This window comes from Pseudorhodoferax sp. Leaf267 (assembly GCF_001422405.1).
Classification (GTDB): Bacteria; Pseudomonadota; Gammaproteobacteria; order Burkholderiales; family Burkholderiaceae_C; genus Pseudorhodoferax.
In genome coordinates this window covers 1,321,495-1,335,211 of record NZ_LMMV01000001.1, presented here as the reverse complement: position 1 = coordinate 1,335,211, position 13,717 = coordinate 1,321,495, and the positions used below count along the sequence as shown (strand labels likewise).

The following is a 13,717-nucleotide window of genomic DNA, read 5'->3' as shown; positions in this document are numbered from 1 at the left end:
TCAGGACCGGGACCGGGGCGGCAGCCCGTCCAGGCAGTAGTCGATGCCGAATTCGATGCTCTGTCGCCGCGGCGCGGCCGCCCCCGGCAGGTGCACGCCGTCCTGCCAGAACAGTACCGTCAGCCGGCTGCACCCGGCCTGCGCATAGCGCCGCGCCGTCGTCACATCGATGTAGACCGGCGAGCTGGCCCGGAAATGCCCCCGGATCGCACCCGCCAGTTCTCCCGCCAGCACCCCGTGCGCCGTCCCGTCGGCCGACTGCAGCGCCGCCAGCAGCACCGGCCGCGCATCTGGGACAGGCGTGCGCACCGGTTCGCCCCGGCCCGCGAACGCGAGCAGGACCAGCGGCACGGCGAACAGCACGCGGGCGTTCATGGGCACTGCCCCTCGCCGTAGTAGCAGCCCGCCGCCCGCTGGACCTGCCGCCCCTGGATCGTCCCGGCGTTCGGCAGCGTCGGCACGATGGACGCATAGAACTCGCTCAGGTCCATGCGCGCGAAGTCCAGCCGCTGCAGCTGCGCGACCGTGAAGCCCGAGCAGTCCGGGTTGCGCGCCGTGCCCCAGCCCTTGCCGAGTTGCTGTCTTCCCTGTTCCTGCACGATGCGGGCCAGCGCCGAGTTGAAGCAGCACTTGTTGGTCGTGTGCGTGATGCAGGACACGCAGCGGCCCAGCACGCGGATGCAGGACGAGCAGTAGGTCCCCACGGCGTGGCACAGCCGCGCGCCTTCCTTCATGGCGAGCTTGCCTTCCTCGGCGTCGCAGGCCATGGCCGACATCACGACGTAGAGCACGATGGCGATCACCAGGCTCCAGGGATCGAAGGCCACGACCATGCTCTCGCCGGCGTACAGCACGGCCGAGCCGGCCGGCAGGGCCGTGCCGTTGATGGCCACGGTGACGCCGTAGCTCGTGAAGCTGCCGCTGAAACCGCCGCTCAGCAGCAGCGCCTGCATGCCCTGGTAGAGGAACTCGCGGTTGCCGGCGTTCATGAGCACGTCGTAGACCAGCTGCGAGCCCACGCCGAACACGCTCTGGTTGTGCATGCCGCGGCCGGCCCCGTCGGTCATGCAGCAGTTCTTGAGCAGCCGGTCGCGGCAGCGGTTGGGCTCGCCCTTGAAGACCTGCAGCCGGTCCGTGTCCAGGTAGACGCCCGCCTCGCGCGCGGCCTCCAGGAAGGCCATGCTGCGCGCGAAGTCGGTGTCGGCGGGGTGCCGCGTGTCGAAGCAGCTGCCGGCGATGCAGAACACGTCGGTCGGGCAGTTGCGAGCGGTGGCCGAGGTCGTGGACGCGACGGGGCAGGCGTAGGTCTGCTCGGTGACGCGGCAGGTACCGGTGGCGGGATCCAGATCGCGGCAGACTGAAGTGCTGGGCGTGCAGCCGGCCGCGGCCAGCGGCGCGCACTCGTCGTTCGCCCGACCGAAGGCGCAGGACAAATCGGTCGCGTAGCGCCAGCAGGCGCGCGTGACGGGCGCGCCATCGACCTGGCGCGTGGCCGGGCCTTCGACGCAGCGCGCGGCCGTGGCGACCGTGCAGCGGCCCGTGCCCAGCGCGGCGGGGCACTGGTCGGTCCAGCGGTCGGTCTCCTTGACTGTGGTGTGCGGCCGGTCGAAACGCAGCGCAATCGTCGGGATCCGCCCGAAGCGCGGGTTGGGCTGGTGGCCCAACACGGCGCGCGGGCCGGCGATGCGCCAGTGCCGCCAGGACGACCCGCCGGCACCGTCCTGCCCGAAACCGTCGGCCGGCGTGCGGCTGGGCGCCCAGCAGCGGCCGGCGTCCAGCGTGGCCGGACCGTCGGGCGGCGTCGCACCATCGCCGGGCGGCTGCAGGATGCGGTCGCCGCTGAGCGTGCCGGCCGGGCAGGCTGCATAGCGTGGCAGGAAGGGCGGCTCATCACGGCAGACCTCGGGTCCGTCGCCTACGGACGTGCAGACCTGGCGCGACGGTACGGCGATGTGGGCCGTCAGGCTGCAGTCCTGGCCCTGGCAGGCTCGGTCGGCGATCCAGACCTTGCGGCCATCGGGCAGCGTGTGGACTGGCTCCGGCGAGGTGGAGAGCCGGTCCAGGTCGACGTCGAGGTACGCCAGCACGGTGCCGCGCTCCATGAGGCGCAAGCGCGCGGCCGCCGCATCCGGCTTGCACTGCACCGCCAGGGCCAGCGCGCCGCTGGTCGCCTGCGCCAGCCAGTCGCCCGGCGCGCAGCTGCTCGTGCGCGCGACCTCAACGGCTAGCGTGCGGTCGCAGGACTGCGGCGTCGCACCGCTGTACTGGCGGCAGGTCCGGGGCTCGGTCGCGGCCGTGACCACGGTGTCGACCTGGCAGCCGCTGTAGAACTGGCCGATGTCTTCCAGCACGGCGGCCGGGTTGCCGGCGATGCGGGCGGCGCCGAGCACGGCGGGGTCGTAGGCCGGCACGGCGGGTCGCGGTGTCTGGGCCGACGCCTGCGCGCCCAGCAGCGCCTGGCACATCGGGTCGTGGGGTGAAAGCAGACAAGCGGCCCGCCGTGCCTCGCTGGCGCCGGACAGCGGCTGCCCGAAGTAGGCCCGCTCCGGCGGCGCGGCCGTGTAGCCCGGCACGACCTCGGACGCGCGGGGCGTGGTCAGGCTGTCGCGCACCGTGGACTGCACGGCTTGGCCGGCCGCCAGACCCTCGGCGTGCGCGGCCTGGGCCGCCTGCAGCGCGGGATCGGCCCACGCCGGCCGCGCGACGGACACGAGCATCCAGGCCGCCAGCACGCCCCCTAGCACGGCGCGTTGCAGCAGGCGATGGCGCAGGCACTGCATGGCGAGCCCCTCAGCGTTGCAGCCGCGCCAGGAACCTCGCGGTCTCGGCCTGGAAGCCGGGCGCGGTGCGCTGCATGTGGGCCAGCGCATAGTCCAGGCTCACGTCGCCGGCCACGCGCAGGTGCTCTCCGGGCGGCGCGCAGTGCCCGGCCGCGCAGGGCGGCGGGCGCGTGCCGTCGCGCACCAGCACCACGCTGGGCACCTGCGTGATGCCGAAGCGGTCAAAGGCCGGCGGATCGATCTGCACGGCGATGCGGCGCGGGCCGATCAGCGCCTGCAGCTGCGTGACCGTCTGGCGCAGCGAGCCCTGCACGAAGCCGCGCAGCACCACGCGGGCCCCGGCCTGGGCCGCCTGGTCCAGCACACGCTCCAGCGACGGGCGTGGCATGGACAGGCTGACGAACACGATCAGCTCGGGGCCAGCGTGCAGTCCTGGATCCGCGGCCTGGGCCTCGGCGCGCGACGCATAGCCGCGCGCCAGGGCCTCCAGGTCCACGGATGGACGCGCCAGCGGCTGGGGCAGGGCGACCAGATTCGGTGCGGACGGCGGCGCGGGCGGTGGTGCCGGGGCTGTAGGCTGGGCGGCGACCGGCCCCGCGAGCAGCATTAGCAGCACCATGGCGGCGCGACCGCAGCCGCGCGGTTGTCGTGCGGCGCCCGCGGCGGCCTCAGTACCCCACACAGCAGTTCCTCTTCCGAAACAGCATGAACCCGAAGTCCTCGCCCCGCACCGGGAACTCCTTGCCGGCCCCCCATAGCGCGGTCGTCCGGCCGAAGGGCTGGCAGCAGCGCCCGCCGTCCTTGGCCGTGTTCGGGATCGGGTAGGTCAGCTGGGTCTTATAGGCCCGCTTGTCCATGACCGGCGCGAAAAACGGCCCGCACAGCCCGGCCGACCCATGCGTGCCCCAGGCGATCAGCTCGCGGTGCATCTTGGCTGCCAGGCGCTGGGCCAGCAACGCGGCCGTGCGCACGCCGCCCAGGTGGTAGGGCACATGGCCGTTCAGCGGGTAGACGCCGCCCTGGCAGCCCGCGCACCAGAACAGTTCGCGCAGCCCGAAGCCGGCCGTGGCGGCCACGCAGTCGGCCGCGCAGGCGGCGACGGCCACCGGGTTCGCGAACAGCAGGACCTCCGGGTGCAGGATCAGGCTCAGCTCGTCGTCGGCCCAGAGCGGATCGACCTCGGTCAGGTAGGCCAGGTCGAAGCCCCCTTGCTCCAGGCAGGGGAAGTCCGTGACCACGGCCAGGTAGAACAGCACGGGGTTCGTGTACCAGTGCGCCTGGTAGAAGCTGCCACCATCGCCATCGCCCTCCGCGCGCGTGAAGCGGGCCGCGGCCGGCGCCGGCAGGCCCGGGTTCAGGTCCAGGCCGCCCAGCGCGCTCAGGCAGAACGGCTTGCGCACGACCTCCACATGCCGGGCCGGCTCCCAGAAGCCGACGGACAGGCCGATGGTCGGGTTCACGCCGCAGCTGCACAGCGGGTTGGCCGGGTTCTCCAGGTCCTCCTGGTCGCCGAAGTTGCCGACCCGCGCGCCGCCGATGCTGATCGGCAGGATGCAGCTCCAGCAGATGTCGGTGATGGGGTTGGGGAAGCGGCCGGTGCAGGTGGTCGCGCTGGCGGGGACCGCCACCGTGGCCAGCAGCGCGGCAGCGAACCAGCCGCGGACTCGAATCCAGAACAGCCAGGGACGGCTCATGGCGCGACCTCCAACTCGTCCACGCGCAGCTGCCGCCCCTCCTGCGAGACCAGCGCCGGCACCTGGGCGATGCCGAGCCGACGCGTCAGCAGGCCCCGCTGGTCGTAGTAGACCGGCACACCCCAGGCCTGCATGAGGTCGAGATAGGAGCCTCCCGTGAGGACGGGCTTGGGCCGGCCGGGCTGGCCGGCCTGCAGCACCCGAGCCTGTTGCACCTGGCGTGGGTCGCGCGCGTCGAAGAACAGCAGCGGGCGGGACAGCTGGACCACGTCCAGCGGGTTGGCGCGCGTGCCGGCCGCGAACAGCAATTCGCCCTGCGGGCCCAGGACGTTCTCGGCCAGCACGACGCTGGGGTCGACCCGGAAGCTGCGGGCCGCCGTGGTCGTGCGCACGGCCTCGACCGGGGGCGGGTGGCGGACGATGTGTGTGCTGCGGCTCCGCGCCGCCTGCTCCAGCTTGACGAGCTCGCCGGCGCGCTGGAGCGCGCCTAGGCGCTGCGCGATCTGCTGCAGCAGGTGCGGCTCGGCGATGGGGTAGGTCGGGCCCAGCGTGCCGAGGTCAGTGGCGGCGGCCAGCCTCGCGGCCCACACCAACGCCAGCAGCAGTCCGATGCGTTCGGCGGTCATGGCGTGCCCCGCATCTCGCAGCGCATCTGGTCGACCAGGCGGTGCCGCGCGCCCGTGTCCTGGGCGGCCGACGCGCGGATCAGGCCCATGAGCACCGGGTCGCCGCCGTCGCGCGCCATGGCCTGGCGCAGCGCCGCGCTGTCCAGGGCGTGGCCGCAGCGCAGCCGGACGGCCGCCACGTAGGTCCGCGCGGCGTCCGCGGCGGCGGGCGCGATCTGCTGCAGCAAGGCCAGGTAGTCGGCCAGCGGCTGATCGTCCGGCACCGAGGCCGTCGGTGAAATCGGGCCGCGAGCCGGGCTGGTCTGCGCGACGGCGAATGTGGCCGCGCTGACCGCGACCAGCAGGACCAACGATGCGGAGAGCCGGCGCATGGGCATGTCCTCAGAACAGCGGCACCACCACGCCCAGCACCTGCTCGGCGCGGACCAGGCCGCTGTCACCGTAGCGGGAGTCGAAGCTGTCGGAGGCCGTGCCCTGCACGAAGTAGTGGCCGGCCGGGATCACCTGCGGCGCAATGGGTGTCAGAGGCCGGCGGTCGAAGGTGTGCGGCTTGGCCAGGCCGACGGCCTCCCCGTTGATGCGCACCAGCCGGTCCTCGACGGTCACTTCGTCCCCGGGCAGACCACAGATTCGCTTGAAGAACGGCTGACCGCGCAGACCGGGGTACTGTGCCTGGCTTGGCCCCTCGAAGCGGAACACGATCAGGTCGCCGCGACGCAGCGGAGCGTGCTGCGCCTGCAGCCAGGCCACGTGGTACGGCAGGCTGGGCGTCCAGTTGAACAACAGCGGCAGCCGCGGCGTCGGATCCCAGAACAGTCGCACGTAGGCCAGGACCCAGATCAGGCCCACGGGCGCGTACCAATACCAGCGCTGCCGCAGGTGGATGGCCAGGCTTCGAGGATGCATCTTGGGAGTCTTCATGGCAGTTCCACCTTGGCCCGCAGCCGCGGCGTCAGGTCCTGCGCATGCGGGCTGCCGACCACGGCCGTGCGCACCACGACCAGGCAGGCGCACTCGCGCGGCAATTCGTCCAGCGCGGCCGGCAGCCGCTGCGCGAAGCGTCGGGCCAGCGCCAGCGCCTGCTGACGCTCCTCCTCGCCGGCCGTGGCCGTCAGCAGCTGCGCGAACTGGGCCTCCTTGGCGCGGTAGACCTCGGCCAGGTCCACCGTGCCGATGGCCAGGGCCGGGCGCAGCACCCAACGGTCGTACGCCGCCAGACTTGCGCCGGTCACCAGCACCGCGGCCGTCACGGCGCCCAGCACCGGGTTCACAGCACCAGCCCCCGCTGCCGCAGCAGCTCGGCGATGGCCTCGTCGATCGACAACCCCTGCGCGCGCAGCGCATCGATCGGCGCGTTGTCCTCCAGCTTGTTCGAGAACAGCAAATGGGTGGCCGGGTCCAGGATGTTGCGCGCCACGCCTTCGCCGACCGGCGAGGAGATGTACAGCTCGGAATATGCTCCCGCCTCTGTGCGCAGCGAGCCCAGCAGCCGCTTCTTGGCCTCGTCCATGGTCAGCCGGCCCTTGCGGTCCAGCATCTCGATGGACTCGGGTTTCTGGCGCAGCAGGAACACCCAGTCCGAGCAGTTGAAGGCGGCTTCCATCTGCGCGCTGCCGTAGTAGTCGTCGGCGCTCTGGGTGGCCGTTCCCAGCGCGCCACCGTACTTGCGCGCGCGCCGCGCGGCTTCTTCGATCACTGCGGCCTTGACCGGATCGTCGGCGCCGATGTCGCCCAGCTGTTGCTTGAGCTCGTCGATGAACAGCACCTTGCGCCGGTTGCGCGTGAGGTACATCTCGCCGGTGATCTGGTGCAGCAGCAGGATGTTGACGACCGCGTGCAGGTCGGGCCGGCGCTTGAGCTCCTCGTTCTCGATGACGATGAAGTCGTTGCTGAAGTCCACGTTGGCCCGGCCCTCGAAGAAGCGGGCGTACTGGCCGCCGCGGGCATAGGGGTTCAGCATGATGGCCAGGTCCCGGACCCGGGTGTCGTTGACGATGCCGAGCTCGGGAATGCTGCCGGTCTTGAACGCGTCGCGCAGGCCGGTGATCGTCAGGTCCTGCCCATGCTGGCGCCACAGCTGCAGCACCATGGCCGAGATCGCCTTGTACTGGACCTCCTCCAGCGGGTGCTGCATCGAGGCCATCTTGGCGATGCCGGGCACCAGCATGTCGATGTCCTCGTGGATGTCGCGCACGATCGTGAACGGGTTCAGGCACAGGTCCACGTCGGGCCGGAACTCGATGTAGGTGCCCTGGGCCTTGCGGCACAGCTTCTCGAAGCTGCGGCCCAGGTCCAGCATCCAGACCTTGGCGCCGATCGCGCGGTAGGACCAGGCCAGCTCGTTCATGAGCACGGACTTGCCGGAGCCGGGCGCGCCGATGATCGCGAAGTTGTAGTTCCCGAGGTCGTTGTCGAACAGGTCCAGCGTCATGAGCTGGCCGCGCCGCCCGCCGAAGACCAGGGCCGGCGTGCGCGTGCCGCGCCACTCGGCGATCAGCGGTGCCAGGTGGATGGCGTTGGCGAGCGTCTTGCGCGTGACGCGGCGCATCTTGGCCAGGTCCCTGTGCATGCGCGGGCTCAAAGTCATGGGTAGGCTGGCCAGCAGTGCCTGGCGGTGCATGTAGGCGTCGGCGTTGAGCTGGAAGCCGCGGGCGCGCCAGATCGCGTTGGCGGCCTCGTGCGCGGCCGCGGCCTGGTCCGGCTGCGTGAAGATCGCCAGCTGGTGGTACAGGCTGACCAGGCTGCCGCCCGTGTCGATGGCGTTCGCGGCTGCTGCCCAGTCGTCCAGCTTCTTGCGCACGTCGGGCATCACGTCGGCCATCTTGGACTTGGCGTTCTGCGTGGCCCGCACGTGGTTGGCCGTGATGATGGACTTGGTCGCATTGGGGTCCATGATGTGTACGCCCAGCGTGATCAGGAACGGCGCGCTGTACTGCAGCGCCGGCTGCATCAGGTCGCCGATCAGCGAGCCCATCTGCCACAGCGCGAAGCGCTCGGGGAAGCTCTTGATGGAGTAGAAGCGCGCCTCCAGCACGTCCGGGCTGGTCTCCTTCCACAGCGTGAGGCCGCCCGGGTGCGGATCCTGGATGGTGTCGAAGTCGACGATCTGGTCGCGGATCTCGCGGCCATCGTCGTAGTGCAGCTGGCGGTCGTCGTCGAAGTTCAGGTCCGGGTGGTCCGCATGCGCGATCCGGTCGGGGTTCGTAAACAGCGCGCACCAGTTGATCAGGTCGCTCGCATCGCAGACGCGGTTCGGCAGCATGGCCGAGCGCAACGTGGCGGCGATCGCGTCGCGCAGCGTGAGCAGGGCGTCGCGCCGGGCCAGGTCCTCGCCCTGGCCCGGCACCGTGACGCTGAGCATGAGCCGGAAGTCGCGCAGGGTGTAGTGGAAGCCCGCTGTCAACGAGGCCTGCGTGCCGCGCAGCAGATGCTGCACGCGTTGGCGCGCGAGCTTGCGGAACAGGTTCTCGTCGGGCACGGGGCGGCCGAAGGGCAGGGCGCGCTCGGCCTGGTCGGCATCCTCCACGCGCAGGTTGGTGTACTGGCGCAGCTGCTGGCGGATGTGGGGCGAGGCAAACAGCTGGAACTGCAGGCCGGCGCCGGGTGGGCAGCTGGCGTACAGCGACACCAGCACCTCGGCCATGCGCTCGTCGGCGCCGGACTGCGGCATGAGTTCCAGCAGAAAGCCCAGGCCGTCGCGGTTCACGAACAGGTGCTCGTCCGCCAGGTAGCCGGCATAGGGCAGCCAGGTGGCGAACTGCTCGGCCGGCGTAACAGGGTCGAAGGCCCAGGGCCAGGCGCGTGCAGCGCGAAGCGATGGGGTGCTGGTGTCGGCGTGCATGGCTGAACTCCGCACGGGTCAGGGTTGGCGAGCCGCCGGAGAGGGCGTCAGGCCCGGCAAGGTGGGCAGGCGCGGCAGCGTCGGGAACGCGCCGAACGGCGAGGCTGGCCCGTTGCGTGTGAGGCTGTCGGTCAGCGAAGCGGCCGGCGGCTCGGGGTCAGCGTCTGTTGCACCCGAACCGGGCGGCGCAGCCACCGGCGTGTTCGGCGGTGGCTGCAGCGGCTGGTAGCGGTCACGGATGCGCTGATGTACGTGGTCGAGCTGCCAGCGCCCGCCGTCGACCTGCACGTAGACATAGCCCTGGTCCCAGAGGTCACCGTCAGCATCCTCCCAGGGCTTGGTCCACAGGCGCAGCACGCGGGCGGGTGAGCGCAACGCGGTGCCGGCGCGAGGCTCGGCGCTTGCGTCGCCCGACGCCGGGAGAGCGCCCTGAAGTATGGGACGCGATGGCGCAACACCGCTGGCGGATGGCGTGGCCACCCCGGGTGCGGACGCACGCGTGCCACCCGTTGAGGACGCCCCGCGCTGGCTTGGCAGGTTGTGGTGCAGCGCATTCGCATAGGTGCCCGCGACGGAGTCGCAGGCCACGCCATCCGGAGCCGCGCAGGCGTACTTGGACTCCCCGTCCAGCCCGGACATGTTGACGCAGCCCGTGAGAAGAAGGGCCAGAAGGGACGCGCCGAGCGAGATGATGACTCTCATGGCCGCCGCTCCGTAGTGGTTGATCCCGCCACCGGGCCTGTGCTCGCCCGCACAAGCCGGGCCTGCAGCTCGCTACGGTCCACGTAGCCATCCGTGCGCGAGCCATCGGCCCAGAACAGCGTGGGCGTGCCTTGCACGCGCAGCGCACGGGCCAGCGCCAGATTACGCGCGACCGGATGGTCGCATCCTGCGCTCGGCCGCTGGGCGCGCGCATCCCCATGCAGCATCCACTGCTGCCAGGCCTGGGTGCGGTCGGCCGCGCACCAGATGGCGACCGGTCGGGCCTCGCCCTGGAACGGCACGAGGAAGGTGTGGATGGTCACGTCGTCCAGCGTGGCGAGTTCGGCTTCCAACTGCCTGCAGTAGCCGCAGCCGGGATCGCTGAACACGGCGACCTGGCGCTGGCCGTTGCCACGCCGGACCGTGATGGCATCGGCCAGCGGCAGACGGTCGAAAGCGATTGGGGGCGCGGCGTCCTCCGGGGCGACCGGGACGTCGCCAGCACGCTGTGCGATCCGAGGGGCGGTCAGGTCGCGCATGTCCTGCGTGTCGAACAGCCGGCCGAACAGGAAGTAGCGCGGTGTGGTGGCGGCAACATAGGCGACGTTACCCTGCATCCAGACCTCGTAGACGCCCGGAATGTCGGTGCGCGCGGCCTCGGTGAACTGGGTGCCGGGATGGGCCTGGCGCAGCGTGACGAGCAGCCGGGCGGCCTCGGCATCGATCGGGGCCTGGGCTAGCGCTTGGGACGTTGGCCAGACGCCGAGGGCGAGGGTCAGCAGCACGCCCGCGAGGCGGTCTAGGGGGCGGCCGCCACGTGGCCGTGGGGGATCAATAGGCTTGGTCATCGGTGGGCTCCTGGTAGCGGGCGCCGGGGACCGCGTCACGACGCAAGGACGCGCCGGCCGCGGCCGTCATCGGCAGGTCGATGCGCACGCCCTTGGTGATCACGACGTCGATCTGCCGGCCGGCATCGACCTCGATGACCGGAAACGTGTTCTCGGCCAGCTTGATGTAGTACTGGGCCAGCCGGTCCAGCGCCTTGCCGACGCCGCTGCCCAGGCCGGCGCGGTAGGCGTCGGCCTGGCTGTCGGTGCTGGCGACCGTGCCCAGCGGCGAGGTGGAGTAGCTGGTGTTGGCCGTGGCCAGGCCCTGACCGATGCCGCTGACCACGCCGGCCAGCAACGCGTTCGCGAGCATCTGGCCCTGCTTGGTCACGAGCCGACCGCGCATGCCGACCTTGCCGTCCTCGCCGTAGACCGTGCCCTGGATGCGCACCTCCAGCGTCGCGCCGTCGCCGCGCACGCAGGACAGGCTCTCGGTGCGCAGGTAGGCGCGCTCCGAGCTGATGTCGCCGAAGCCGGCCGCGACTACGAAGCACTCGCGGTACTCGCCGCGGAACTGGTTGGGCAGCACGCTGTTGTCCGAGAGCCGGATCAGCACCGGATGCGGGTTGGACTGGGACTGGCCACCGGTCGGCGCGTCCAGGCCGCCGAGCAGGATGCCGCGTGTGAAGCTGACGGGCAGGTAGGTGGCGACCGTGCGGGGGGCGTCCTTGGCGCGGCTGCCATCGGGGGCACGCACGGCGTGGCCGCCCGCATCCGGCGCGGCGTGGCGATCGGCCAGGGACACGCGTGTGATGACGGGCGGCGGGGGTGCTGGTGCGACCAGCAAAGGCGGCGCGCCTGCCGGCATGGCCCCAGCCGTGGACGCCGTCACGGGCAACCTGGGCGGCAGTGCGGCGGCGGGCGGCATGGCCGTGGGTGCGACCGGCGCCGGAGCCGGGGCGGGTGCCGGACCGGGCACAGGCGGCGCAGCCGCCGCGCTGGCCGTCAGCCGCTGCTCGAGTTCCGCGAAGCGCTGCATCGTGCGCGCCTCGAAGGCCTGGCGGTCCTTGTTGAGCTTGCCCTGTTCCGCGCGCTCGCTCTCGTACTGCGCGAGCTTGCGGCCCGCCGTGCCGACCCACTGGTCGACCGGGTTCACCTGGGCGCCGGGCGGCATGACGCCGATGTTGGTCACGTCGCCGGGCTGGGCCGGGCGCTGCCGCGCGGGCCGGTCTGAGGTCTGCGCGGCCGAGAAGCTGAACACCAGCCACAGCAGCAGCACGCCCACGGCGACGATGGCGGCCAGCAGCGCGTACTGGCGCTGGCGTGGCGACAGGCGCTGCTGCAGCCGGCCGGGCAGATGCCCGGGCGCGGTCGGCGGCGGGCCGGCTTGCGGTGTCCCGTTCATCGCGGGCCTCCGCGGCGCAGCACGTAGACGCTCGTGGACTCGCCGGGCCGCAGGTTGTGCTGCTCGATGGCGATGCCGGCGACCTCGCCGTCGGCGCGGTCGGCCGGGCGGTCGAACTCGGGCTCGGCCAGCACCATGGGGGCCGCGCTGATGTTCTGCAGCGCGTACTTCTCGCCGACGAAGCCGCGGCCCTCGTACAGGCGCAGCAGCGTCAAGCGTGCCTCGGCCCACAGCTGCAGCGGACGCTGGGTCTCTTCGACGCGGATGTCGGAGGGCACGCGGTCCGAGGCCATCGCGACGAGCAGGGCCTTCATGGTGCGCACGTGGTTCGGGGCAGGGCCGGCCGGTGTGGAATCGGGGGCCAGCGGGCGCAGCGCGCGCGGGGCCTTGTCGCGCAGGACGATGGTGTCGGCCGGGGTGTCGGCGCGGCGCAGCAGCAGCGTATAGGTCGCGGTGGCGGAGGACACGAACAGGTTGATCGGGCGCGCGCCGTCGCCAACGGGGCGCAGGTAGACCTCGCCTTTGTCGCGGTCGCAGGCGACGATGACGTCGCCGGCCGGGTTGATGGGGGCGCCGGCCGTAGGTGCGGCGGGCAGGGCGGGCCCAGGGCCGGAGGCGCCGGCTCCGCAATGGCTCGAATGGATGTTGCCGAACACGTCCGTGATTGCCGCACCCTCGATGCGCAGCCGGGTCGGCTCCTTGACCGACACGATGGCCTCGGCCGCGACGCCGTCGCTGGCCTCCACGACCTGCAGGGCTTGTGCGGGCAGGCCGTAAGCCAGGGCCGTGACGAGCAGGATGCGGCGGGCCGATGGGAGAAGCCTGCGCGAGCTGTTCCCGTGATGCGGGTCCGCGGGAGACGGTGGCGGAGTCCGGACATCAGGCCTCACCGGCTGCCACGCGGCGGCAAGACGCTGCGCGTCCCTCGCGCAAGGAAGTTCACTTGACCGCATAAGGCACCTCCTGGAAGCCGACCAGGTGCATGCGTGCCCCGGCATGGCTGAACGCGATGCGGTAGGCCTTGGCGTCGTTGCCAGTCTCCAGGCCGTTGACTAAAGTGCGCAGCCGCCCGCGGACGACCAGCGTCTGGGCGTCCTCGCTCGCCACGAGTTGCTGCGGCGCGAAGGCGGTCGTGGCGTTGATGCGCTTGAGCCGCTCGGCCTCGACCTCCTGGCGCGTCTTGATCGCGCCGTACTGGGCCGGATCCACGTAGCCGAGCAGCATGTCCTTCTTCCAGTCGATGGTGCTGGGCGTGACGTCCAGCACCAGCCAGGCGACGAAGCTGCCCATCTGCTCCAGGTATTCGCTGGACGCGCGGCTGCCGTCGACCCAGAAGGTCTTGTGCAGCGTGGGCGGCACGACCACCGTGCGCACGGTGCCGAGCAGGCCCAGGACCACGGCCAGCGCGATGACCTGGCCCGTGGCCAACACGCCGACCGCGATGCCGAGGCCCTTGTTGCGCCGACGCAGATCCTTGAGGTCGCCGCTGAGCCGTTCGAATTCCATGGTGCTCTGCCCTCACCCGACCATGCGGCGCACGTGCGAGGGCGGGCAGGCCAGCAGCGACGTCACCGGGTTGGTCGGCAGGTGCCAATACAGCCAGTGCAGCGCGAAGGCAGGGTGCTTGTTGGCCTTGAGGCGTGCGATCCAGCGCGACAGCGCGATGCCGATGGCCAGACACACGGCGAACGCGCCCTTGCTCGAGGTCAGGTAGCCGAAGAAGAACATCAGCAGGATGGGCGCGGCCACATCGATGTCCCAGAAGCCGATCTTCCAGCTGTCGTCCAGCCGGCGCGGGATGTAGGTGTCTGCCTGCATGGCGGGCCTCGGCGTCTCGGTGGC

General features: G+C 71.6%; 15 protein-coding genes. All 15 read right to left on the bottom strand.

All coding sequences use genetic code 11. The annotated features are described in order from the left end of the window. From ASF43_RS05930 to traL, 15 genes are read right to left on the bottom strand one after another with little or no spacing between them, the layout of a single operon-like run. Positions 1 to 375, bottom strand: a complete 375-nt coding sequence (locus ASF43_RS05930) for a hypothetical protein (protein WP_056177618.1) — start codon at positions 373 to 375, stop codon at positions 1 to 3. Continuing rightward, on the bottom strand, positions 372 to 2,780 hold the full coding sequence (gene traN / locus ASF43_RS05925; RefSeq protein WP_056177616.1) for a type-F conjugative transfer system mating-pair stabilization protein TraN: 2,409 nt from the start codon (positions 2,778 to 2,780) through the stop codon (positions 372 to 374). The genes ASF43_RS05930 and traN overlap by 4 nt, the downstream gene beginning before the upstream one ends. A 10-nt stretch (positions 2,781 to 2,790) precedes the next feature. Next, the gene (gene trbC, locus ASF43_RS05920; protein ID WP_235578136.1) at positions 2,791 to 3,462 is read right to left on the bottom strand and encodes a type-F conjugative transfer system pilin assembly protein TrbC; all 672 of its coding nucleotides are present in this window, start codon (positions 3,460 to 3,462) and stop codon (positions 2,791 to 2,793) included. After that, a complete protein-coding gene (gene traU, locus ASF43_RS05915; RefSeq protein ID WP_056177611.1) occupies positions 3,449 to 4,474 on the bottom strand; it encodes a conjugal transfer pilus assembly protein TraU in 1,026 nt (341 codons plus the stop codon). The genes trbC and traU overlap by 14 nt, the downstream gene beginning before the upstream one ends. Then, entirely contained in the window at positions 4,471 to 5,100 is a 630-nt protein-coding gene (gene traW / locus ASF43_RS05910; RefSeq protein ID WP_056177609.1) for a type-F conjugative transfer system protein TraW, read from the bottom strand. The genes traU and traW overlap by 4 nt, the downstream gene beginning before the upstream one ends. Then, positions 5,097 to 5,471 (bottom strand): hypothetical protein, encoded by a 375-nt coding sequence (locus tag ASF43_RS05905; RefSeq protein WP_156373155.1) that lies wholly within the window; start codon positions 5,469 to 5,471, stop codon positions 5,097 to 5,099. The genes traW and ASF43_RS05905 overlap by 4 nt, the downstream gene beginning before the upstream one ends. A gap of 10 nt (positions 5,472 to 5,481) precedes the next feature. Next, on the bottom strand, positions 5,482 to 6,021 hold the full coding sequence (traF, locus tag ASF43_RS05900) for a conjugative transfer signal peptidase TraF (RefSeq protein ID WP_056177605.1): 540 nt from the start codon (positions 6,019 to 6,021) through the stop codon (positions 5,482 to 5,484). After that, the gene (locus ASF43_RS05895) at positions 6,018 to 6,371 is read right to left on the bottom strand and encodes a hypothetical protein (RefSeq protein WP_056177604.1); all 354 of its coding nucleotides are present in this window, start codon (positions 6,369 to 6,371) and stop codon (positions 6,018 to 6,020) included. Before ASF43_RS05895 ends, traF begins: the two co-directional genes overlap by 4 nt. Further along, a complete protein-coding gene (gene traC, locus ASF43_RS05890) occupies positions 6,368 to 8,941 on the bottom strand; it encodes a type IV secretion system protein TraC (RefSeq protein ID WP_056177602.1) in 2,574 nt (857 codons plus the stop codon). The genes ASF43_RS05895 and traC overlap by 4 nt, the downstream gene beginning before the upstream one ends. Positions 8,942 to 8,959: 18 nt before the next feature. Next, the gene (locus tag ASF43_RS05885; RefSeq protein ID WP_056177599.1) at positions 8,960 to 9,643 is read right to left on the bottom strand and encodes a TraV family lipoprotein; all 684 of its coding nucleotides are present in this window, start codon (positions 9,641 to 9,643) and stop codon (positions 8,960 to 8,962) included. Continuing rightward, a complete protein-coding gene (locus ASF43_RS05880) occupies positions 9,640 to 10,428 on the bottom strand; it encodes a DsbC family protein (RefSeq protein WP_235578135.1) in 789 nt (262 codons plus the stop codon). Before ASF43_RS05880 ends, ASF43_RS05885 begins: the two co-directional genes overlap by 4 nt. A 46-nt stretch (positions 10,429 to 10,474) precedes the next feature. Further along, positions 10,475 to 11,875 carry a TraB/VirB10 family protein gene (locus ASF43_RS05875; RefSeq protein WP_056177595.1) on the bottom strand — a complete coding sequence of 467 codons (1,401 nt, stop codon included), beginning with the start codon at positions 11,873 to 11,875 and terminating at the stop codon, positions 10,475 to 10,477. After that, a complete protein-coding gene (locus tag ASF43_RS05870) occupies positions 11,872 to 12,828 on the bottom strand; it encodes a type-F conjugative transfer system secretin TraK (protein WP_056177593.1) in 957 nt (318 codons plus the stop codon). Before ASF43_RS05870 ends, ASF43_RS05875 begins: the two co-directional genes overlap by 4 nt. After that, the gene (traE, locus tag ASF43_RS05865) at positions 12,815 to 13,381 is read right to left on the bottom strand and encodes a type IV conjugative transfer system protein TraE (RefSeq protein ID WP_056177591.1); all 567 of its coding nucleotides are present in this window, start codon (positions 13,379 to 13,381) and stop codon (positions 12,815 to 12,817) included. The genes ASF43_RS05870 and traE overlap by 14 nt, the downstream gene beginning before the upstream one ends. Positions 13,382 to 13,393: 12 nt before the next feature. Next, a complete protein-coding gene (traL, locus tag ASF43_RS05860) occupies positions 13,394 to 13,693 on the bottom strand; it encodes a type IV conjugative transfer system protein TraL (RefSeq protein ID WP_056177590.1) in 300 nt (99 codons plus the stop codon). Positions 13,694 to 13,717 lie beyond the last annotated feature (24 nt).